Annotated in this window: 21 protein-coding genes; 18 read left to right on the plus strand and 3 right to left on the minus strand. The window is 71.3% G+C overall.

The window, feature by feature from the left end; genetic code table 11:
- Positions 1–2: 2 nt before the first annotated feature.
- Positions 3–833, minus strand: coding sequence for a hypothetical protein (locus ACFXMG_RS15745; RefSeq protein WP_383823219.1), 831 nt, complete (start codon positions 831–833; stop codon positions 3–5).
- A gap of 325 nt (positions 834–1,158) precedes the next feature.
- On the opposite strand from ACFXMG_RS15745, the gene ACFXMG_RS15750 reads away from it, so the two are divergent.
- The 4 genes from ACFXMG_RS15750 (at position 1,159) to ACFXMG_RS15765 (ending at position 3,212) form a co-directional block, all read left to right on the plus strand.
- Positions 1,159–1,566 (plus strand): hypothetical protein, encoded by a 408-nt coding sequence (locus ACFXMG_RS15750; RefSeq protein ID WP_383823217.1) that lies wholly within the window; start codon positions 1,159–1,161, stop codon positions 1,564–1,566.
- A 211-nt stretch (positions 1,567–1,777) separates the two neighbouring features.
- Complete coding sequence (locus tag ACFXMG_RS15755; RefSeq protein WP_383823214.1) at positions 1,778–2,383, plus strand: phage tail protein; 606 nt, start codon at positions 1,778–1,780, stop codon at positions 2,381–2,383.
- A gap of 101 nt (positions 2,384–2,484) precedes the next feature.
- Positions 2,485–2,775 (plus strand): hypothetical protein, encoded by a 291-nt coding sequence (locus ACFXMG_RS15760; RefSeq protein ID WP_383823211.1) that lies wholly within the window; start codon positions 2,485–2,487, stop codon positions 2,773–2,775.
- A gap of 113 nt (positions 2,776–2,888) precedes the next feature.
- A complete protein-coding gene (locus ACFXMG_RS15765) occupies positions 2,889–3,212 on the plus strand; it encodes a hypothetical protein (RefSeq protein ID WP_383823238.1) in 324 nt (107 codons plus the stop codon).
- Positions 3,213–3,287: 75 nt separating this feature from the next.
- Here ACFXMG_RS15765 and ACFXMG_RS15770 read toward each other — a convergent pair whose 3' ends face one another.
- The gene (locus ACFXMG_RS15770) at positions 3,288–4,118 is read right to left on the minus strand and encodes a hypothetical protein (RefSeq protein ID WP_383823208.1); all 831 of its coding nucleotides are present in this window, start codon (positions 4,116–4,118) and stop codon (positions 3,288–3,290) included.
- A 307-nt stretch (positions 4,119–4,425) separates the two neighbouring features.
- Between ACFXMG_RS15770 and ACFXMG_RS15775 the strand changes: the two genes are divergently transcribed.
- The 14 genes from ACFXMG_RS15775 (at position 4,426) to ACFXMG_RS15840 (ending at position 17,137) form a co-directional block, all read left to right on the plus strand.
- Positions 4,426–4,638, plus strand: a complete 213-nt coding sequence (locus tag ACFXMG_RS15775) for a hypothetical protein (protein ID WP_383823205.1) — start codon at positions 4,426–4,428, stop codon at positions 4,636–4,638.
- A 90-nt stretch (positions 4,639–4,728) separates the two neighbouring features.
- The gene (locus tag ACFXMG_RS15780; RefSeq protein WP_383823202.1) at positions 4,729–5,769 is read left to right on the plus strand and encodes a hypothetical protein; all 1,041 of its coding nucleotides are present in this window, start codon (positions 4,729–4,731) and stop codon (positions 5,767–5,769) included.
- Positions 5,770–5,799: 30 nt separating this feature from the next.
- Entirely contained in the window at positions 5,800–7,005 is a 1,206-nt protein-coding gene (locus tag ACFXMG_RS15785; RefSeq protein ID WP_383823199.1) for a phage tail protein, read from the plus strand.
- Positions 7,002–8,303 carry a tape-measure protein gene (locus ACFXMG_RS15790; protein WP_383823197.1) on the plus strand — a complete coding sequence of 434 codons (1,302 nt, stop codon included), beginning with the start codon at positions 7,002–7,004 and terminating at the stop codon, positions 8,301–8,303. Before ACFXMG_RS15785 ends, ACFXMG_RS15790 begins: the two co-directional genes overlap by 4 nt.
- 36 nt (positions 8,304–8,339) lie before the next feature.
- On the plus strand, positions 8,340–9,263 hold the full coding sequence (locus ACFXMG_RS15795) for a phage distal tail protein (RefSeq protein WP_383823194.1): 924 nt from the start codon (positions 8,340–8,342) through the stop codon (positions 9,261–9,263).
- A gap of 304 nt (positions 9,264–9,567) precedes the next feature.
- A complete protein-coding gene (locus ACFXMG_RS15800; protein ID WP_383823192.1) occupies positions 9,568–10,764 on the plus strand; it encodes a hypothetical protein in 1,197 nt (398 codons plus the stop codon).
- Positions 10,765–10,804: 40 nt separating this feature from the next.
- On the plus strand, positions 10,805–11,989 hold the full coding sequence (locus tag ACFXMG_RS15805; RefSeq protein ID WP_383823189.1) for a hypothetical protein: 1,185 nt from the start codon (positions 10,805–10,807) through the stop codon (positions 11,987–11,989).
- Positions 11,990–12,028: 39 nt separating this feature from the next.
- Positions 12,029–13,171, plus strand: a complete 1,143-nt coding sequence (locus tag ACFXMG_RS15810) for a hypothetical protein (RefSeq protein WP_383823186.1) — start codon at positions 12,029–12,031, stop codon at positions 13,169–13,171.
- Positions 13,172–13,181: 10 nt separating this feature from the next.
- A complete protein-coding gene (locus ACFXMG_RS15815) occupies positions 13,182–14,282 on the plus strand; it encodes a hypothetical protein (RefSeq protein ID WP_383823183.1) in 1,101 nt (366 codons plus the stop codon).
- A complete protein-coding gene (locus ACFXMG_RS15820) occupies positions 14,282–14,917 on the plus strand; it encodes a hypothetical protein (protein ID WP_383823180.1) in 636 nt (211 codons plus the stop codon). Before ACFXMG_RS15815 ends, ACFXMG_RS15820 begins: the two co-directional genes overlap by 1 nt.
- A gap of 31 nt (positions 14,918–14,948) precedes the next feature.
- Positions 14,949–15,380, plus strand: a complete 432-nt coding sequence (locus ACFXMG_RS15825; protein WP_383823178.1) for an ATP-binding protein — start codon at positions 14,949–14,951, stop codon at positions 15,378–15,380.
- Between the two features lie 212 nt (positions 15,381–15,592).
- A complete protein-coding gene (locus ACFXMG_RS15830; RefSeq protein WP_383823175.1) occupies positions 15,593–16,504 on the plus strand; it encodes a peptidoglycan-binding protein in 912 nt (303 codons plus the stop codon).
- 149 nt (positions 16,505–16,653) lie between these two features.
- Complete coding sequence (locus ACFXMG_RS15835) at positions 16,654–16,887, plus strand: hypothetical protein (protein ID WP_383823172.1); 234 nt, start codon at positions 16,654–16,656, stop codon at positions 16,885–16,887.
- Positions 16,874–17,137 (plus strand): hypothetical protein, encoded by a 264-nt coding sequence (locus ACFXMG_RS15840; protein WP_383823169.1) that lies wholly within the window; start codon positions 16,874–16,876, stop codon positions 17,135–17,137. The genes ACFXMG_RS15835 and ACFXMG_RS15840 overlap by 14 nt, the downstream gene beginning before the upstream one ends.
- Before the next feature lie 86 nt (positions 17,138–17,223).
- On the opposite strand, the gene ACFXMG_RS15845 is transcribed toward ACFXMG_RS15840, so the two are convergent.
- Positions 17,224–21,123, minus strand: coding sequence for a DNA-directed RNA polymerase subunit beta' (locus ACFXMG_RS15845; RefSeq protein ID WP_383823166.1), 3,900 nt, complete (start codon positions 21,121–21,123; stop codon positions 17,224–17,226).
- Positions 21,124–21,194: the final 71 nt, after the last annotated feature.

Raw genomic sequence — 21,194 nt, forward strand, 5'->3', positions numbered from 1 at the left:
TTTCACGCCTTCAGGAAGGCGTGGAGCGAGTCCGTCAGGGTCTCGGTGAAGCGTGCGCGGACGGGCTCGCCGACGCGGTCGAGCGAGAGGTACGGGTTGAGGTCCTCCAGCTCCACCAGGAGGAGTTCGCCGTCCGGGGCGCGGCAGGCGTCGACGCGCTGGACGCCGTGGCGGAGCGTGTTCCAGTCGATGAAGCGGCGGGCGAAGGCGAGGTCGGCCGCGGTGGGCTCGTACGGCTCCAGGACCCAGCGGCGCTCGGGGTCGGGGGCGTACAGCGCGTACTGGAAGAGGTCGTCGACGAAGACGAAGGAGACCTCGTACGCGAAGTCGATCCGCGGCTGGACGAGGAGGCTCCCGTCGAGTTCGAGGCCGGCGAGTTCCCCGTACGGGAGGAAGCGCAGCCCTATGGAGTCGGCGCCGGCCTTGGGCTTGACCGCGTACAGCTCGGTCCCGGGGAGGAGGTGGAGGTCCTCGGGGCGGTCGACGGTGGGGATGACGGGGTGGCCCTCGGCGGTGAGGTCGAGGACGTACTGCTTGCCGGCCATGTCGGCGCGGCCGTGGAGCGGGTTGTAGACGCGGGTGCCGAGGGCGGTGGCGCGCTCGCGGAAGTGGTCGTACGCCTCCTGGAAGTGCAGGACCGGGCCGCTGTTGCGGACGACGACGGCGTCGAAGGCGTCCATGAGGGCGGCGGCGTCGCGCGGGTGGCAGAGGGCGAGGTCGAAGGAGGCGCGGAGCCGGGCGGTGAGGTCGATGTCCTCGTCGCAGTAGCGGCGCCCGCGCGCCGGGTAGGCGAGGTCGGTGACGTAGAGCAGGCGGGGGCGGGCGGCGGACACGGGCGGCTCCTCGGGGATCGGGAGGGCCAACCTATCCGCCGGTGCGGGCGATCCGATAGGTATCGCCGCAGGTCAGGACGGCCCTGTGGCCCTCTCGCGAGATTTCTTGGGCGATGGACACCGAGTTAGTTGCGTGCGCGCACGCTCTCTGTCACAGTTGGTGCAGCGGCGGAGCTGCGCCCGCTGGTCGGGACGCGGCTCCGCCGTCCGCCGTCCGGGGCGGGCTCCGTGCCCCTCCCCCTCCCGCCGGAGCCCCCGGACGGCCCCCTCACCCCCCGCACCCCTCCCGCCCATCCCACCGCCCCTCTCCCGAGGAGAAACCGTCATGACCACTCCCCCGAGTGCGTTCCCGGACGTCGAGAAGCTGGTCGTCGACGTCCTCAAGGCCGACCCGGCACTGGCCGGGGCGGTGCTCGCCGTCCACCCGCCCGCCGGGTTCGACGGCACCCAGGCCGCCGTCCTCGTCAACCGCCGTGGCGGCGCCTGGATCGGCGATCTGCACGTCGACATGCCGCTGATCGAGTTCGAGGTGTACGGCCCCACCAAGGAGGCCGCCCACGTCCTCGCCAACGGCGCCCGGCGCGCGCTGCTCGCCACCCTCGGCAAGGTGATCGGCGGCTACGCCGTCCACGACGTGGAGGAGCAGGACGGGCCGCGCTGGCTGCCCGACTACCTCTACCGGGGCGCCAACCGCTACCTCTGCGTGCTGCGCCTCTCCCTCGGCGTCTTCTGACGCCCGCTCGGCGTCCTCCGACACCTTCCCCGGCGTCCTCCGACGCCCCGCCGACACCTTCCCCGGCGTCTCCTGACGCCCCGCCGGACCCCGTCCCGTCCCGTCCGGCCCCACAGACCAGGCCCTGCCGTCCGGCGGGGCCTTTGCCGTACCCGGGTCCCTTCCCTTCGCCCGGGCGCGGTGCTCTCACCCACACAAGGAGAAACCCACCATGGCAGGAAACAACTCCGCCGAGATCCGCGTCGCCGGTACCGGCAAGCTCTTCGTGGCCACCGCCGGCTCCAGCCTTCCGTCCTTCGGCGCCGACCCGGCCACCGACTGGGCCGCCGCGACCTGGACGAACCTCGGCTACACCACCGGCGACGGCGTGACCTTCTCCAAGAAGGACAAGCTGGAGCCGATCGACACCTGGCAGTCGGTCTCCCCGGTGCACTTCATCTACTCCAGCCGTGACCTCTCGCTGAAGTTCTCGATGCTCCAGTTCAACGAGGACACGCTGCCGTTCTTCATGGGCGGCGGCGAGGTCAAGCCGGAGCCGGCCGCGTCGACCGACACGTACAAGTACGAGATCGCCGAGCGTCCGTACGCGGACGTCCGCGCCCTCGGCCTGGAGTTCACCGACGTCAAGGTCGGCGGCACCGCGGTCACGTACCGCTTCATCATCCCGCGCGGCCAGGTCACCGCCTCCGACGACATCAAGCTGGCCCGCAAGGCGGCGTCCACCCTGGGCATCACCTTCACCGCGATGTCGAACGGCGACGGCAAGCCGCTGGCGACCTTCCTCATGAAGGACAACCAGTACGGCGCCACGGCCTGATCCGGCCCGGGGCGGGACGGCGGCACCCCCGCCGTCCCGCCCCGCCCCCTTCTTCTCCTTCTCCTCCTCCGTACGCATCCGATCAAGGAGTACGCATCACCATGGCCCGTTTCGACGTCAACGCCGCCCGCGCCCAGCGCCAGGAGGGCCGCGGCCGCTCCTGGTCCTTCGAGCTGGACGGCGACACCTTCACCCTGCCCACGGAGCTGTCCCGCTCGACCGCGAAGGGCCTGCGCAAGCTCGACGACAACGACGTGGACGGCCTGCTGGCGCTCCTCATGGGCGCGGAGCAGTTCGCCCGCTTCGAGGATCACGAGGTCACCATGCAGGACATCGCCGCCATCCTGGAGGCGTACGGCCAGGAGACCGGGCTCGGCCTGGGGGAAGACTGAGCCTCGTCGAGTTCGTCGACGAACACGCCGAGGCCCTTGAGGCGGACCTGATCCGCTACTACGGGACCGACATCCTGGACTGGCACCGGGGCGAGCTGTCCAGCCGGCGGCTGCTGGTGCTGATCAAGCACCTGCCGCGGGAGAGCGCGCTCCAGCGCCACGTCCACGGCGAGTCGGCCGAGTGGTCGGTCACCGACCACCTCCTGGCGGCGACGGTGGACCACCTGGCCGTCGCCAACTGGATGTTCACCTGCGTCAACAGCGCGGAGGACAGCGATCCGCCCGAGTTCCCGAAGCCGGTCCCGCGCCCGGGGACCACGGAGGACGAGGACGAGGGCCGGGGCGGGGACGGGACGGGCGGGGCGGATTCCGCCCCGGCGAACGGGGAGGAGCCCCCGGCCGTCTCCCCCGGCCAACTGGCCCGCTTCTTCGGCTGACCCTCCCGACATTCCCAGTGATCCCGGCGCTCCGGGCCTTCCCGTCCGCGCCACCCCTCCCGGAGTCCGTTCCCGTCAGGGGGCGGACTCCGGAGGTGCTTCCTGGGTGCGCTCGGCGGCCAGCTCCTCCTCCAGCGCCTTGGCGCGCTCGGAGAGCCGGCGGGTCCTGCGGGGCTCGGCGTCCCGGCGTTCGCCGGTGCCGCCCTGCTGGACGGGGACGTGGGAGAGCGGCGGGACGATCGGGCGGCCGCCCTTGCCCCGTACGACCTTCCGTACGGGCTGCGCGTTGCGCCGGGTGCGGCCCTCCTGGGCCGTGACGAGGGCGTCCGGGGGTGCCCTGTCGGGCGCCGGCTCCTTGCCGTGCTCGGGCTCGGGCTCGCCCCCGTACCCGCCCTCGAACCCGCTCTCGTCCTTGAACCCGTTGAACCCGTCCTCGTCGCCGTACGCGGACTCGGTCTCCGGTGCGGAGCTCTGTTCGAACAGCTCGCGCTCCCGGCGCACCCGCTCCTCCGCCTCGACGACGGCGGCGGGCGGTTCGAGGAGCCGGGCGAAGGGCAGGGCGATGACCCGGGCGCCGTCCTGCGGGCCGGTGTCCGTGCGGCGCTGCGGCCGCCTGATGCCCCGGCCGTCGCTCTGCCCCTGGGCGTACGCGTCGGCGACGCGGCGCTCGTACTCCCTCCGGATGCGCGGGAGTTCGTCGGAGACGGCCTCGGCCCAGCCGGAGGTGAAGGCGGTGGTCTCCCTGCGGTCGATCTCGGACCGGGGGATCACGACGAGCTCCTCGGGGGCGTGCCCGAGGACGTGGACGAGCTCGGAGAGCCGTGCGAAGAGGTGGGGCAGGTCGGGATGGGACGCGAGCCAGTCGACCACCCGCTCCCGCCGGTCGGCGTCCGGCTCGGTGTCCATGTGTCAGTACTGCCTTCCAGCCCCCTGGGGTCCCCGCGCGCCCCTCGCGCCCCTCCCGCCGTCCCGGAGTGGTCGGATCCGAGAGAGCGCCCTCCAGATTACCCGGTCGAACTTTCGTTTCGTTCACGGCCAACTCGATCGGGAACCTGACGAGAAGACACGCCGTCAGTCTCATCTCGCTCGACAAACCTCGAACAGATGTTCCACACTCTGTTCGCACAGTAGTTCGAACACGTGGTGCCCCCGCTCTCCAGACGCACGCGGCGCCGCCACGCACGCACGGGCAAGCAAAGGAAGGCAGGCGTCCATGACTCAACCGGGCGAGGCATCGCGAGCGCACATCCCTCTCCAGGACCGCCTCCGCCAGCTCCTCGACGGACCCGTCGCCCTCGACAAGAGAGCCCTGCTCGGCACCCTGTACGCCGAGGTCTCCCGCCGCGAGACCGTCGCGTACGCCGCCGGCTGGAACGACGCCCTCGCGACGACGCGACGCACCCCCCGCCGGGACACCGACGCCTGACCGTCACACGCCGCCCCACGAACGAGCCCTCGCCGCGACCGGCGGGGGCTTTTCGGTGCTTGGCCGACACGGCCGGAAGCGGAGCCATCCATGGCAGACCCCACGATCAAGGACGTCCTGGCCAAACTCGACGCGCTCGAGGGCAAGATCCCCAAGGACAACCCGGTCAGAGTTCCCAACCTGGACATCGAGAAACCGACCGAGGAGCAGAAGAAGAAGCAGAAGGAGGAGGAGGCCAAGGGCAAGAAGCCGGCGCCCATCCCCGAGGACGCCATGGTGTCCATCTCCCGGTTCAAGCACTCGCTCATCGAGCAGGAACCGAAGATCCTCACCGAGCGGCACCTGCCGACGGAGTTCATCACCAAGATCGACGACATGCACAAGGAGCTGGTGAAGCACCCGGTCACGGAGTGGCTGGAGGCCGCCGGCCTCGGCGGCTTCGCGGCCGGATTCGAGAAGATCAAGGAGAACACGGACTGGAAGACGTACGTCCCCTACTTCGTCGCCGCCGTGATCGGGTTCGTCCTTCCCGTCCTCGGTCTTCTCCTCGCCACCAAGTTCACCGACTTCCAACGGTGGGTGCAGCAGCTCTTCAGCCGCGGCGGCCGGATCCTCGCCTTCGACGAGAACGGCCAGGTCAGGCTTCAGGACCGCACCGTCGTCGAACAGCGCGAGCGGCGGATCGCCAACGGCGGCACCAGCGTCGCCGACCTCGTGGGCGACCCGGCCAACGCTCAGCAGGCCGAGACGCTGGCCAAGGCGCTCGAGAAGCTGAATCCGCAGGTGGAGAGGTTCGAGGCGAAGGCGCCCTCGTTCCTGAACTCGTTCAAGCGGCTGCCGAACAAGGCCAAGGCCGACAAGGCGGTGATCGTCCTCGGTCTGGTGGGCGACGCCATCAAGAAGGTCAACGCCAGGAAGCTGGAGAAGATCGCCGAGGGGCTCGAGAAGCTCAACAAGGAGCTGGACCAGTTCCAGCCCACCAAGCTGCCCACGGACACCCAGCTCGGCAACACGGCCGACGCGATGGGCAACCTCGCCAGAGAGGCCGGGACCCTGCGGGAGAAGTTCGAGGGCCTCCAGGGCTCCATCCGCAGCCTCGACCAGCAGATCGGCCAGGCCACCGGCGGCTGATCCCCACCCACCCAGAAAGGAGGTACTCCCATGTCTCTCGTCAAGAGCCTCAAGAACGCCTCGACCGCCCTCGGCCGCTTCAAGTCCCAGGCGTCCGGCACCGGCGGCTCGGTCAAGAAGGTCGGTGACGCCGGGCGGTCCGCGTCCGGTCAGCTCAGGACGCTGCGTACGAACGCCCAGGGCGCCGGCACCCAGCTCAGGAACCTGAAGACCGCGTCCGACCAGGCCGAGCGGGCCATGAAGAAGGCCGGCTCGACCGCCCAGTCCGCCGGCGGCAAGCTCGCCAAGTACGAGTCCGGCGCGGGCAAGGCCGCCAAGGGCCAGGACAAGCTCAACAAGTCCATGAAGGGCAACTTCCTCATCCGCCTGCTCGAACTCTTCATGCCGCTCATCGAGGCCATCGTCGACATGGCGCTGCGCTCGAAGACGATGCAGAAGGTCCTGAAGAAGGCGTTCAGCGCCATCAAGAGCGTCATCAGCTCCGTCATGAAGGCCGTCGGGCCGATCATGAAGAAGGCCGGCAGCCTCATCAAGTCGGTCTGGAACGGCATCAAGAAGGCGATCTCCAGCGTCGTCAAGGCCGTCGCCACCGTCATCAAGACCTACGTGAAGGTCTGGAAGACGGTCATCACCACGGTGATGAAGGCGATCAAGAGCGTCATCAGCTCCGTCTGGAACGGCATCAAGCGCGTCATCACCCCGGTGGTGAACTGGATCAAGAGCGCGATCCCCAGGGCGTTCAGCGCCGTCAAGGAGAAGATGTCGTCCATCTGGAACGGCCTCAAGGGCATCGCGTCCCGCGCCTTCGACGGCATCAAGAGCGGCGTCAAGGGCCCGATCAACGCCGTCATCGGCCTGATCAACTCCATGATCCGCGCCATCAACAAGGTCAAGGTCTCCGTCCCCGGCTGGGTCCCCGTCGTCGGCGGCAAGACCTTCGGCGTCAACATCCCGACCATCCCGATGCTCGCCACCGGCGGTGTCGTGATGCCCCGCACCGGCGGTGTCCCCGCCATCCTCGCCGAGGCCGGCGAGGCCGAGGCCGTCCTGCCGCTCTCCAAGCTCGACCGGCTCCTCGCCCTCACCGCCCGCCGCGCCCGCATGGCCCAGGGCCCGAACGCCGGCACCGGCGCCGGGCTGCACATCGAGCACTACCACGCGGCCCGCGGCAGCGACCCGCACGCCACCGCCGCCGCCCTCATGTACCTGGTGAAGGCGCGTGGAGCCCGCGCATGAGTGCCGCGCTCGCCATGCCGCGCCTCACCATGCCCCGCTTCCGGGTCGCCGTCGGCCCGATGCGCGGCCTGCGGCAGGGGGCCACCGGCGCGACCTCGGCGGTACGCGACCTCCGGCAGGGCGTCCAGCGGGCCGCCTCCGGAGTCGGCGCCCTCGCCACCGCCGCGCGTAACGCCGGCACCGCCACCCGCACCCTCGGCCAGAACGCCGCCTCCACCCGCACCGCCCTCGACAAGCTCCGCCGCTCCCCCGCCGCCACCCGCATCAAGCGGGTCGGCACCGCCGCCGGCAAGGCCCGCAGAGCCACGGCCCGGATCGGCACCGGCGCCGGGGCGATCCTCGGCCTCCTCCTGCCGCTGCTGCCCGTCGCCGATGTCATCACCGGCCTCATGGGCACCTTCGGCACCGTCATGACCGTCGCCTCGGTCGCCATGACAGGCATCAACGTCGCCATGCGGGCCAACCCGCTCGGCTTCCTCGTCGGCCTGATCGTGCCCATCGCCGCGTACCTCATCGAACTCGCCGTCAACTCCGAGACCGGACAGCGGATCATCCGCAAGGTCCTCCAGCAGGCGCTCAAGGTCGTCCAGGGCATCTGGAAGTTCATCAGCCCCTTCATGAAGGCGCTCGGCAAGGCGATCGGCACCTACGTCAAGGCGTACCTGACCGTCTTCCGCACCGCGCTGAAGATCGTCGGCTCGGCCATCGGCGGGATCTCCAGGATCGGCTCCGCCGTCCGCTCCGCCAGCAACGCCCTGCGGGGCATCGCCTCCCGCGCCCTCGGCGGCATCAAGAGCGCCGTCCAGCCCGTCGTCCGCTGGATCACCGACAAGATCCCCGGCTTCTTCCGCACCGCGAAGGACGCCGTCGCCAAGGCCCTCAACGGCATCGGCGACATGGTCCAGGGCGGCCTCAGCGCCGTCCTCGGCGTGGTCAAGGGCCCGATCAACGGCCTGATCGCCTTCGCCAACTGGATCATCGACGGGCTCAACAAGCTCAGCTTCGAGATCCCGCTCACCGGCAAGAAGTTCGGCGTCACCCTCGACAAGATCCCGATGCTCGCCGAGGGCGGCATCGTCGCGCCCCCCGAGGCCGGCGAGTACCGCATCGACGCCCTGAACGAGCTGGAGCACCGGCGCGTCCCAGCACTCACCGAGCCGCCGCCGCGCCCGCACCGCGTCCGGGAGTTCCGCGAGGAACCCGGCGCCGGCCCCCGGGCGGTGGCCGAGGACCTGCTCTTCCTCCTCGCCGCCCACGCCCCCGCCCGCGCCGCCGCCGGACAGCCGGTCCTGACCTGACGCCCCCGCCCACCCCCGAAGTGAGGTGACGGCCCCATGGCCGAGACCACGACCCCGTACGCCGGAAACTCCCACACCGCCGACCTCGCGCCCGGCTCGCTCATCACCCAGGACGGGCAGATGCAGTGGGCCGGGCTGCTCATCGGCCCCGGCACCCCCTTCGCCGTCGACAAGTCCGGCCTGACCGGCTGGGAGGACCTGCCCGAGTACGACTCCGCCGACGCCGACCGCCCGACCTCGCACGGCGCCTGGCCCGGCGCCCGCTACGCCAAGCCCCGCAAGACCGGCGGCACGATCGTCCTGATGCCCGAGTACGGCGGCGCCCCCGCGGCCGTACGCGCGCTGCGCCAGGCCCTCGCCCTCCTCGACGAGGAGCGCTGGCTCGCCGTCCGGCTGCACGGCGAGACCCTCGCCGTGCGCGCCCGGATCGCCCAGCGCGTGGTCCCCGCCGACCAGGGCTTCGCCACCCAGGGCAGCTCCCGCATGTCCGTCCAGTGGCTCGCCACCGACCCCCGCCGGTACACGGTCAACGAGCAGCTCGCCACGACCATGCCGCCGCAGCCGGAGGCCGGCCTCGTCTGGCCGCTGACCTGGCCGCTGTCCTGGGGCGAGGCCAAGAGCACCGGCGACGCCGTCGTCGAGAACACCGGCTCCGCCCCCGCCCACCCGGTGATCGTCTTCCGCGGCCCCTGCTCGATGCCGAGCGTCACCGAGCGGGTCAGCCGGCGCCGGCTGCGGTACGCGATCGACCTGGCCGCGGGCGACGAGCTCACCATCGACACCCGCGCGGGCACCGTGATGCTCAACAAGTCCGCCTCCCGGCTCCACACGGCGATGGCCGACTCCACCCCGGAGGAGCTCTTCGTCCTGGAACCCGGCCGCAGCGACCTCTCCTTCCGCCCCGAGGACGGCACCGAGCAGGCCCTGATGACCGTCCGCTGGCGCAGCGCCGAGTGGTGACGGCCTGAGCCGGCCCCCGATGACGGCCCCGCGAGGACGCACCACCGCCCGCGGACCCGGCCCGCACCACCCCCCGATGACGGCCCGGCGAGCCCGCGCCACCGCCCACGGACCCGGCCCGCGCCCCCACCCGACCCCGGCCCCGTGAGCCCGCACGCCCGCGGGTGCCGGCCGGTGACCGCCGACCGGCGCCCGGGCGCCGCCCGCACGACCCCGACCCGGCCGCCGACCCGCCCGCCGGGACGGCCGTCGCGGCGCCCGCCCGGCGGCCGTCCCGCACCCTCCCCTACCCCGAGGTGACCCCATGACCGTACGAGCCGCCTGGCTCCACTCCGAAGGGCAGACCCGCGAGGACACCCGCGCCACCCTCGCCGCCCTCCTCACCCCCAGCGGCCAGAGCGCCGACGAGACCCCGCTCCGCTCCCGGGCCGGCATCGTGCCGGGCGGGCTCCAGCTGACCGGCAGCGCGCCCATGCAGGCCACCATCGGCACCGGCCGCGCGATCGTCCAGGGCAAGGACACCGCCCAGGGCGCGTACCTGGTCGCCGTCACCGCCCCGGAGACGCTGACCCTGACGGACGGCAACGACCAGTACGACCGGATCGACCTGATCGAACTGGCCGTCGTCGACGACGCCTACGACCGCACCGGCGCCACCGAGGCCGTCGTCCGCCTGGTCACGGGCGTGCCGAGCGCCACCCCGACCGCCCCCCAGAGCCCCCCGGGCAGCACGATCCCGCTGTACACGATCAAGGTGCCGAAGCGCGCCTCGGCCGGCACCGGCGGCATCGCCTGGGGCACCTCCGCCGTCACCACCCTGCACTGGCCCGTCGTCGCGCTCGGCGGGATCATGCCGACCAGCGGATACAAGGGCGCGTACGTCGGCCAGTACCGGGACGCCGCCGGGCTGCTCCAGCGCTGGGACGGCACCACCTGGGTCTCGTACCCGAAGCCGATCGGCGGCATCGCGCCGAGCACCACCGCGACGGGCACCTACGCCGGCCAGTTCCGCGACTCCGGCGGCGCCCTCCAGCGCTGGGACGGCACCGCCTGGCAGTACACCGAGGGCGCCTCGACGGTGCTGTTCGGCGCCACCCAGTGGACGACCGCCCAGCAGCAGACCCTCGCCTCGAACACCTGGACCACGCTCAGCCTGCCGACCGTCGAGATCGACGACACCGGCGGCTTCAACGGCACCACCACCTACACCGTGACCCGCCCCGGCTGGTACCGGGTCTCCGGCCACGCCACCTTCGCCAACGACAGCCAGACCGGCATGCGCGGCAGCCGCATCGTCATCAGCGGCGTCGGCCAGTCCCGCTTCACCTGGCTCAGCCCGGCCGGCCCCGGCGCGATCAGCGTCGGCGGCTCCGGCCTGCTCCAGCTCTCCGCCGGCGACACGCTCCAGCTCGCCGGCTTCCAGAACAGCGGGGCGGCGGTGAAGACCCTCGGCGGCTCCGGCTACGGCTGCACCCTCTCCGCCGAATGGATCCGGGCCTGACCCGCGCCGCCCCTCCCGCCCTCCCCGATTGGAGAACCCCGTGAACCTGCGCAGCAGCTGGGTCGCCACCACCGGCCAGACCCGCGAGGACACCCGCCTCACCCAGACCGGCGTCACCACCCTCGCCAACCCCGTCCAGGTCCGCTCCGGCATCCTGCCCGGCTCCTACGACGGCCAGTACCGGCTCGCCGCCTTCTGGACCTTCGGCTCCGCCCCGATGACCGCCACCGTCTCCGAGGGCCGGGCCGTCATCCAGGGCGAGATCTCCCAGGGCGCCTACCCGGTGACCCTGCCGAACTCCGAGACCCTCACCTTCGCCCCCGGCAACGCCTACAACCGCATCGACCTGATCGTCCTCAAGGTCTACGACGGGCTGTACGACGAGAACCAGCGGTACGAGGCCAAGCTGGAGATCATCCAGGGCGCCGCCGAACCGAACCCGCAGGTCCCGCTGGTCCCGCCGCGCTGCCTCCCGCTCTACGAGGTCCTCGTCCCGGCCGGCGTCAGCGCGGGCAACGGCGGCATCCCGTGGAACACCTCGCTCAAGGACCTCCGCACCCCGGTCGTCAGCCTCGGCGGCATCCTGCCGGTCGAGGGCCAGGTCCTGCCCGGCGCCTACCCGGGCCAGTACCAGGACGCGGGCGGCACGTTCCAGCGCTGGGACGGCGGCGCCTGGGTGGCGTACCCCTCCGCTCTCGGCGGCATTGTCCCCTCCTCCGCCGCCGGCGCCCCCGCCACCTACATCGGCCAGTACCGGGACTCCACCAGCGGCGTCCTCCAGCGCTGGAACGGCACCGCCTGGGTGCCGGCCGTGCCCGGCCCGTACTTCGTCGACAACACCGACCAGGGCGAGACCACGTCCGGCGCCTACGTCTCGACGCTCGTCGGGCGCGCCACCAACCCGCTCCGGATCAGCTTCACCGCCCCGCCGTCGAAGGTGGTCGCCGTGGACTACGGCTGCCGCATGCGGGCGCGCGACGACCTCTACTCGTACATGGCGCTCGAACTCTCCCAGGGTTCCACGGTCATCAGCGCCCCCGAGGACGAGTACGGGCTCTACGCGGCCAGCACCACCACGCTCTCGGTCGCCGGCGCCCGCCGGTTCACGAACCTGACCCCGGGCTCGACGTACACCCTCACCGCCTTCTTCCGGGTCGTCCCCACCACCCCGGTCGTCAAGGCGTTCTTCGACAACACCTACATCAAGGTCCACCCGCTGTCGTAGCCCCCGGCCCACCACCCCTCCCACCGAGAGGAGCACCCCGTGCCCCTGCGTCCCGGCTGGCTGCTGCCCAGCGGCCAGACCCGCCAGACGACCCGCCTCACCGACCTCGGGGCCGTCACCCCGGTCGACCCGCTCGTCTCCCGCTCCGGCATCCTGCCGGGCTCCACCGACGGCACGTACCGGGTCAGCGGCCTGAGGATGACCGACAGCGGCCCGATGACCGCGACCGTCCACGCCGGGCGGGCCCTCGTCCAGGGCCGGCCCGAGCAGGGCGCGTACGCCGTCACCCTCGACGGCGACACCGTCCTCACCTTCGGCGACGGCGACCCGCTCCAGCCCCGGATCGACCTCGTCGTCCTGCGCGTGTACGACGACGAGTTCGACAGCCTCACCCGCCACGAGGCCGTCCTGGAGGTGCTCGTCGGGCAGCCGTCGGCCACCCCGTCCGCCCCGCCCGTCCCCGCCGCCTCGCTGCCGCTCTTCACCGTCCGGGTCAAGGCCGGGACCTCGGCCGGCAGCGGCGGCGTCGACTGGGCCAAGGACCTCACCGACCTGCGCACCACGGTCGCCTCGGTCGGCGGCATCCTGCCCGTCTACAACAACGCGGGCGTCCCCGGCTCCTACCCGGGCCAGTACCAGGACAACGACAACGCCCACCAGCTCCAGCGCTGGAGCGGCACCGGCTGGGTCGCGTACCCCAAGGAGATCGGCGGCGTCGCCCCCCAGGGCGCGCTCACCGTCGGCGGCTACACCGGGCAGTACCGCGAGCACAACGGCGTCCTCCAGCGGTGGAACGGCACCACCTGGGCCACCTACCACCCCCCGGTGGAGACGGAGGCCATCACGGCCGGCGCGCTCGCCCTCGCCAACTGGACGCTCGTCTCCTACGACGCCCGGCGCACCCGGGGCGGGCTCTGCACCATGTCGGTGACCGTGACCCGCAGCGGCGCCCAGGTCGACGCGAACTCCGCCGGGAACATCGTCAACGACGAGCAGCTGTGCACCCTGCCCTCCGGCTGGCGCCCGGCCCTCAGCCTGGAGGCGAGCGCCGCCGACGGCTACGGCAGCGGCTCCGCGATGATCTCCAGCGGCGGCACGGTCACCCTGCGGACCTGGTCCTCCAACGGCGCCCTGGTCCCGGGCCGCAACGTCCGCGTCAGCGCCACCTACATCCTTCCGTGAGGTCCGCCCCATGAGTCTCGACACGCCCTACCGGGCCATCTTCTGCGACCTGGTGACCGACCAGACCCTCGACATCCTGCCGCTGCGGGACGTCTCCTTCGAGGACTACATCGGCCGCGCCGGCTCGCTCTCCGGCACCGTCCCCATCCCCGACCGCGCGATGGCCGACCGGGCCCACAAGATCAAGCCGGGCCGGACCACCGTCTACCTGGAGCGCGGCGGCTTCCTGTGGTGGGGCGGCATCGTCTGGACGACCAACCTCCAGGGCAGCGACCGGGGCGTGGTCACCCTCTCCATCCAGGCGTCCACCTTCGACTCGTACGCGGGCCGCCGCCGCATCCGCACCGAGCTCAAGTACAACCAGGCGGAGCAGTACGGCATCGTCCGCGACCTGTGGGACAAGCTCGGCGCCGGACTGGGCCTGAGCAAGGTCGAGCCCGGCGACGACGTGCCGGCGAAGGCCGTCCCCCGCACCGTCTCCTACCGGCACGGCGACGAGACCGTCTACCAGGAGGCGCTCGACCAGCTCAGCGCCTACGAGGACGGCGTCGAGTACCACATCCTCGTCTACCGCGACCCCTCCGACGGCCAGCGCGTCCGGCGGCTCCGGCTCGGCTCCCCCAAGATCCGCACCGGCGCCACCGACATGGTCTTCGACCGCCCCGGCACCATCCTCAGCTACTCGCTCCCGGACGACGCCACCCGCGGCGGCACCACCTCGCTCGCCCGCGGCGCCTCCGTCAACGGCAACGCCGCCGCGGAGTCCCGGCCGACGCTGTCGGCGGAGATCCCCGCGGTGGGGCTGCCCGACCGCTGGCCCCAGCTGGACCTCTCCACCGACTACAACGACGTCAGCGACAAGAACGTCCTCGACGCCCTGGCCACCGCCGTGCTCAGGGAGGCCCAGGGCTCGGTGCAGATCCCCGAGATCAGCATCCGGCTCTCCGGGATCGTCCCCCCGGCGCTCCTCGGCCGCACGGCCCGCCTCCGGATCACCGACGAATGGCACCCGACGGGCCTCGACGCCCGCTACCGGATCGTCGGAGTGAAGGTCAGGCCGGCCGAGCGCGGCCGTCCCGACACCGCCGAACTCGCCCTGGAGGCCCCCTGATGGCACTGCTGCCCGAGGACATCATCGACCGGCTGATCCAGATGGAGCGCCGACTCAACGCCCTGTCCACGGCGGTCAACACCCGTCCGCCGCTCACCGAGATCACCAACGGCTCGCTCGCCCTGAAGCGGCAGCCCAAGCCGGAGGACCCGGTCACCCTCGTCGCCCAGCTCACCACCAGCGGCCCGGGCGGCACCAAGCCCGTGCTGCGGGTGAACGACGCCTACGGGCACGAGATCCTCTCCGACGACATCCTCACCGGCGGCCTCGCCCGGCCCTGGCTCCCGATGCTGCCGCCGCAGCCGCTGGCCTCGGCCCAGTGGGCGTCGACCACCTCCACCGCCTGGTCGGCCGTCGCCCAGTCGCAGAACCCGATCTGGCAGCCCAAGCTGCGGCTGCGGATGCTCACCCGGGCCTCCTCCGGCGCCGCCGGACAGGTCCGGGTGCTGGTCGGCGGGGTCGCCTTCGGCCCGACCGTGGCCGCCGGGGCCGTCTTCGACCACACCGACGTCGTCACCGCCGACATGCAGGCGGACTTCGGCAAGGACGTCACCGTCGAGATCCAGGCCATCGTCTCCAGCGCGTCGGGCACGGTCTACGCCCAGCCGGTGCTGATGTACGGCCGCCAGACCTGACCCCGCCACCCCTCTCCCAGGAGGAGCACCCATGACCCCCGACCCCACCCAGCCCTGGGGCGTCGAGATCGACTACGCGGGCCGCGGCACCGTCGTCGAGAACGGACACACCGTCGGCCTGCGCCTGTACGACAACACCCTCGGCGGCCCGCTGGAGCTCGACCCGATGACCGGCGAGTACCCGGCGGTGTACGTCACCGCCCAGGTCGTCGAGAACGGCGAGGGCGGCGCCCAGCTCCGCGGCTACGGCCTCGCCCTGGTCCAGCCGGTGAACGGCCGCCCCGCCGTCCCCGACCCGGCGGTCGTCGTCCGTGCCGTCGCCGCCGCACTAGCCGACTTCGAAACCCGCCGCACCGCCTTCGCCACCCTCTGCGCCACCTGGACCCCGACCCCGGAACCCGAGCCGGAGCCGGAGCCGGAGCCCGCGCCCGCGCCCGAGCCGGAGCCCGAGCCCGCTCCGTAAGCACTCCCCTCGCGCATCACCCGCACACCCGCCGCCGCGCTCGCCGACTGCGAGACCCGCCGCGCCGCCTGGGCCCCGGCCCCCGAACCGGCCCTCGAACCGGAGCCCGAGCCCGCGCCCGCGCCCGCTCCGTAACCACTCCCTCGCGCACCACCCGCACACCCGCCCCGAGCCGCCTACGGCCGGGGTCTTCGCATGTCAGGAGGCAACAGTTGGCCACTCCCCTGCCCGCGGACCGGCTCCTCGCCGCGCTCCGCGCCGAGGGCGTCACCGTCGTCGAGCACCCCGGCTGGCGCACCCACCACCGCAACCACACCGGCGCCTGGGGCCCCGTCGCCGGCGTCATGATCCACCACACCGTGTCCAGCGGCACGACGTCCTCCGTCGCGATGTGCTCCGACGGCTACGACAGCCTCCCCGGCCCGCTCTGCCACGGCGTGATCGCCAAGGACGGCAGCGTCCACCTGGTCTCCGCCGGACGCGCCAACCACGCCGGCGGCGGCGACCCGTCCGTGCTGCGGGCCGTCGTCACCGAGGCGTACGGCGACCGGCCCCCGGCCCCCCACGAGCACCAGGGCAGCCCCGGCGCCGTGGACGGCAACTCCCGCTTCTACGGCTTCGAGTGCGTCAACCTCGGCAACGGCCGCGACCCCTGGCCGGCCGCCCAGCTCGACGCGATCGAACGGGTCTCCGCCGCGCTCTGCCGGGCCCACGGCTGGGGCGCGAAGTCCGTCATCGGGCACCTGGAGTGGTCCGACTGGAAGAGCGACCCCAAGGGCTTCGGCATGCCCGGGATGCGCGACCGGGTGCAGAAGCGGCTCTGCGCCGCCCCCGCCCCGAAGCCCCCGGCCCCGTCGAAGCCCGCCACCCCGAAGTACCACCCCTTCCCCGGCACCTCGTTCTTCCGCGGCGCACCCAGCTCGGCCGTGGTCACGGCGATGGGCCGCCGGCTGATGGCCGAGGGCTGCGGCCGCTACCAGGTGGGCCCCGGCCCCCGCTGGTCCGAGGCCGACCGCAGGTCGTACGCGGCCTGGCAGCACAAGCTCGGCTTCCGCGGCTCCGACGCCGACGGCTGGCCCGGCGCCGCCTCGTGGAACGCGCTGAAGGTCCCGTACACCCCGTAACCCGTGCACCCGGCAATCCCGCGCACCCCGTAATCCCGTACACCCCGTAATCCCGTGCACCCCGTAGTCCCGTGCACCGCGCAATCCCGTGCACCCCGTAGTCCCGCGCACCCCGTACTCCCGTGCACCCCGTAAGGAGAGTCACCCCCATGTCCGAAGCCGCGAAGCGCACGGCCCGCACCCTCCTCCAGACCGCCGTCGCCCTCGCCCTGGTCCTGCCGGCGCTCGTCGACGCCTCCGGCATCCCCGCCAGCCTGCCCTGGGTCGCCGGCGCGCTCGCCGTCGCCGGCGGGCTCACGCGTGCGATGGCCGTCCCCGCCGTCCAGCTCCTGCTGCCCTCCTGGCTGCGCACGGAACCGGGCGGTGCCGATGACCGAGGCTGATCCGAACGACCCGGTCGCGGTGGCGCTCGAACTGGAGCGGCTCCGCGGCACCCTCGAAGCGGGTTTCGCCCGCGTCGACGGCTCGCTCGCCCTGCTGGTGCAGCGCAGCGACCAGACCGACAAGCAGCTCGCCGACCACGAGGCCCGGCTCGACGCCCTGGAACGGGCCCGCTGGCCGCTCGCCTCGATCGCCGCGCTGACCGCGAGCGCGGGCGTCCTCGTCGCGGTCTGGGAACTGGCCTCCCGCTGAGCCGCCCACGGAGAAACCCCTGAAAAGCCCGAAGGGCGGCCACCCCGTACGCAACGGGGTGACCGCCCTTCGGTCAAGCGACTCGCTTACTGGTTGTACGGACCGTAGTCGTAGTCCTCCAGCGGAACGGCCTGGCCGGAGCCCGTGCCGAACGGCGAGTAGTCGAGGTCGTCGTAGCCGACGGACGAGTACATCGCCGCCTTGGCCTCCTCGGTCGGCTCGACCCGGATGTTGCGGTAGCGGGACAGACCCGTACCGGCCGGGATGAGCTTACCGATGATGACGTTCTCCTTGAGGCCGATGAGGCTGTCGGACTTGGCGTTGATCGCCGCATCCGTCAGGACTCGGGTCGTCTCCTGGAAGGAGGCGGCCGACAGCCAGGACTCGGTCGCCAGCGAGGCCTTGGTGATACCCATCAGCTGCGGACGGCCGGAGGCGGGGTGACCGCCCTCGGTGACCACACGACGGTTCTCGGTCTCGAACTTCGACCGCTCGACCAGCTCGCCCGGCAGGAGCTCCGCGTCGCCGGACTCGATGATCGTCACGCGGCGCAGCATCTGCCGGATGATGATCTCGATGTGCTTGTCGTGGATCGACACGCCCTGCGAGTTGTAGACCTTCTGGACTTCGCCGACCAGGTGGACCTGGACCGCGCGCTGACCGAGGATCCGGAGCACGTCGTGCGGGTTGGTGGCACCCACGGTGAGCTTCTGGCCCACCTCGACGTGGTCGCCCTCGCCCACGAGCAGACGGGCACGCTTCGAGATCGGGAACGCCGTCTCGTCGGTGCCGTCGTCCGGGGTGACGACGATCTTCTTGGTCTTCTCGGTCTCCTCGATGCGGACGCGACCGGCCGCCTCGGAGATCGGGGCGACACCCTTGGGCTGACGCGCCTCGAAGAGCTCGACGACACGCGGCAGACCCTGGGTGATGTCGTCACCGGCCACACCACCGGTGTGGAAGGTACGCATCGTGAGCTGGGTACCGGGCTCACCGATGGACTGGGCGGCGATGATGCCGACCGCCTCACCGATGTCGACCAGCTTGCCGGTGGCGAGCGAACGGCCGTAGCAGAACGCACAGGTACCGACGGCGGACTCGCAGGTCAGGACCGAGCGGGTCTTGACCTCCTCGACACCGGCGCCCACGAGGGCGTCGATGAGCACGTCACCCAGGTCGACGTTGGCCGGCGCGATGACCTTGCCGTCGACGACGACGTCCTCGGCGAGCATCCGCGCGTACACGGAGGTCTCGACGTCGTCCGTCTTCCGCAGGACACCGGCCTCGTCCTTGGCCGCGATCCGCAGCTTCAGACCGCGCTCGGTGCCACAGTCCTCCTCGCGGATGATCACGTCCTGCGAGACGTCCACGAGACGACGGGTCAGGTAACCCGAGTCGGCGGTACGCAGGGCGGTGTCGGCGAGACCCTTACGGGCACCGTGCGTCGAGATGAAGTACTCGAGGACGGTGAGGCCCTCGCGGAACGACGCCTTGATGGGACGCGGGATCGTCTCGTTCTTGGCGTTCGACACCAGACCACGCATACCGGCGATCTGACGCATCTGCATCATGTTTCCTCGGGCGCCCGAGTCCACCATCATGAAGATCGGGTTCGTCCGCGGGAAGTTCGCGTTCATCGCCTCGGCGACCTCGTTGGTCGCCTTGGTCCAGATCGCGATGAGCTCCTGAGTGCGCTCTTCCTTCGTGATGAGACCGCGCTCGTACTGCTTCTGGACCTTCTCGTCCTGCTCCTCGTAGCCCTTGACGATGGCCTTCTTGGCCTCGGGCACGACGACGTCGGAGATGGCCACGGTGACGCCCGAACGGGTCGCCCAGTGGAAGCCGGCCGCCTTCAGGTTGTCGAGCGTCGCCGCCACGATGACCTTGGGGTAGCGCTCGGCCAGGTCGTTGACGATCTCGGAGAGCTGCTTCTTGCCCACCGAGTAGTCGACGAACGGGTAGTCCTCGGGCAGCAGCTCGTTGAAGAGCGCGCGGCCCAGCGTGGTCTTCAGGCGGAACGAGTCGCCCGTCTGCCACTCGGGCTCGCCCTCTTCGGCCACCGGCGGCACCCAGCCGCGCGGCGGCACGGTGCCGATCGGGAACCGGATGTCGATCTCCGACTGGAGAGCGAGCTCCCCGGCGTCGAACGCCATGATCGCCTCGGCCGTGGAGCCGAACGCGCGGCCCTCGCCCTTGGTGTCACGCAGCTCGCCGTCGGTGGTGAGGAAGAACAGACCGAGGACCATGTCCTGGGTCGGCATCGTCACCGGGCGGCCGTCGGCCGGCTTGAGGATGTTGTTCGAGGACAGCATCAGGATGCGGGCCTCGGCCTGCGCCTCCGCGGAGAGCGGCAGGTGCACGGCCATCTGGTCACCGTCGAAGTCCGCGTTGAAGGCGGTGCAGACGAGCGGGTGGATCTGGATGGCCTTGCCCTCGACCAGCTGGGGCTCGAAGGCCTGGATGCCGAGGCGGTGCAGCGTGGGCGCACGGTTCAGCAGAACCGGGTGCTCGGCGATGACCTCTTCGAGGACGTCGTACACGACCGTGCGGCCGCGCTCGACCATCCGCTTGGCGCTCTTGATGTTCTGCGCGTGGTTCAGGTCGACCAGGCGCTTCATCACGAACGGCTTGAAGAGCTCGAGCGCCATGGCCTTCGGCAGACCGCACTGGTGCAGCTTGAGCTGCGGGCCGACGACGATGACGGAACGCGCCGAGTAGTCGACACGCTTGCCGAGCAGGTTCTGACGGAAACGACCCTGCTTGCCCTTCAGCATGTCGCTGAGGGACTTCAGCGGACGGTTGCCGGGGCCCGTGACCGGGCGACCACGACGGCCGTTGTCGAAGAGGGCGTCGACCGCCTCCTGGAGCATCCGCTTCTCGTTGTTCACGATGATCTCGGGGGCACCGAGGTCGAGCAGACGCTTCAGACGGTTGTTGCGGTTGATCACGCGGCGGTACAGGTCGTTCAGGTCGGAGGTCGCGAAGCGGCCACCGTCCAGCTGCACCATCGGACGGAGGTCCGGCGGGATGACCGGCACGCAGTCGAGAACCATGCCCTTGGGGCTGTTCGCGGTCTGGAGGAACGCGGAGACGACCTTGAGGCGCTTGAGCGCGCGGGTCTTCTTCTGGCCCTTGCCGGTGCGGATGATCTCGCGGAGCTTCTCGGCCTCCTCCTCCAGGTCGAAGGACTCGAGGCGCTTCTGAAGCGCCGCGGCACCCATCGAGCCGTCGAAGTACGTGCCGAAGCGGTCACGCAGCTCGCGGTAGAGGAGCTCGTCGCCCTCCAGGTCCTGGACCTTGAGGTTCTTGAAGCGGGCCCAGACCTCGTCGAGGCGGTCGATCTCGCGCTGCGCGCGGTCGCGCAGCTGCTTCATCTCGCGCTCGGCACCCTCGCGCACCTTGCGGCGCACGTCGGCCTTGGCGCCCTCGGCCTCCAGCTCGGCCAGGTCGGACTCGAGCTTCTTGGCGCGGTTCTCCAGGTCGGAGTCGCGGCGCTGCTCGATCTGCTGACGCTCGACGGAGACGTGCGCCTCAAGCGAGGGCAGGTCACGCGTACGGCGCTCGTCGTCGACGAACGTGATCATGTACGCCGCGAAGTAGATGACCTTCTCGAGGTCCTTCGGGGCGAGGTCCAGCAGGTATCCGAGGCGCGACGGGACGCCCTTGAAGTACCAGATGTGGGTGACGGGAGCGGCCAGCTCGATGTGGCCCATCCGCTCACGGCGCACCTTGGCGCGGGTGACCTCGACGCCACACCGCTCGCAGATGATGCCCTTGAAGCGGACACGCTTGTACTTGCCGCAGTAGCACTCCCAGTCCCGGGTCGGACCGAAGATCTTCTCGCAGAAGAGTCCGTCCTTCTCGGGCTTGAGCGTGCGGTAGTTGATGGTCTCCGGCTTCTTGACCTCGCCGTGGCTCCACTGACGGATGTCGTCAGCGGTGGCCAGACCGATCCGGAGCTCGTCGAAGAAGTTGACGTCGAGCACTATGCGTCAATCCCTCTCAGGGTTGTAAGGCTGTGGGGTCTGATACGGGGGTCCTGGGGCCGGCAGGGGGA

The sequence above is a fragment of the Streptomyces sp. NPDC059201 genome (assembly GCF_042754585.1).
Taxonomy (GTDB): Bacteria; Actinomycetota; Actinomycetes; order Streptomycetales; family Streptomycetaceae; genus Streptomyces.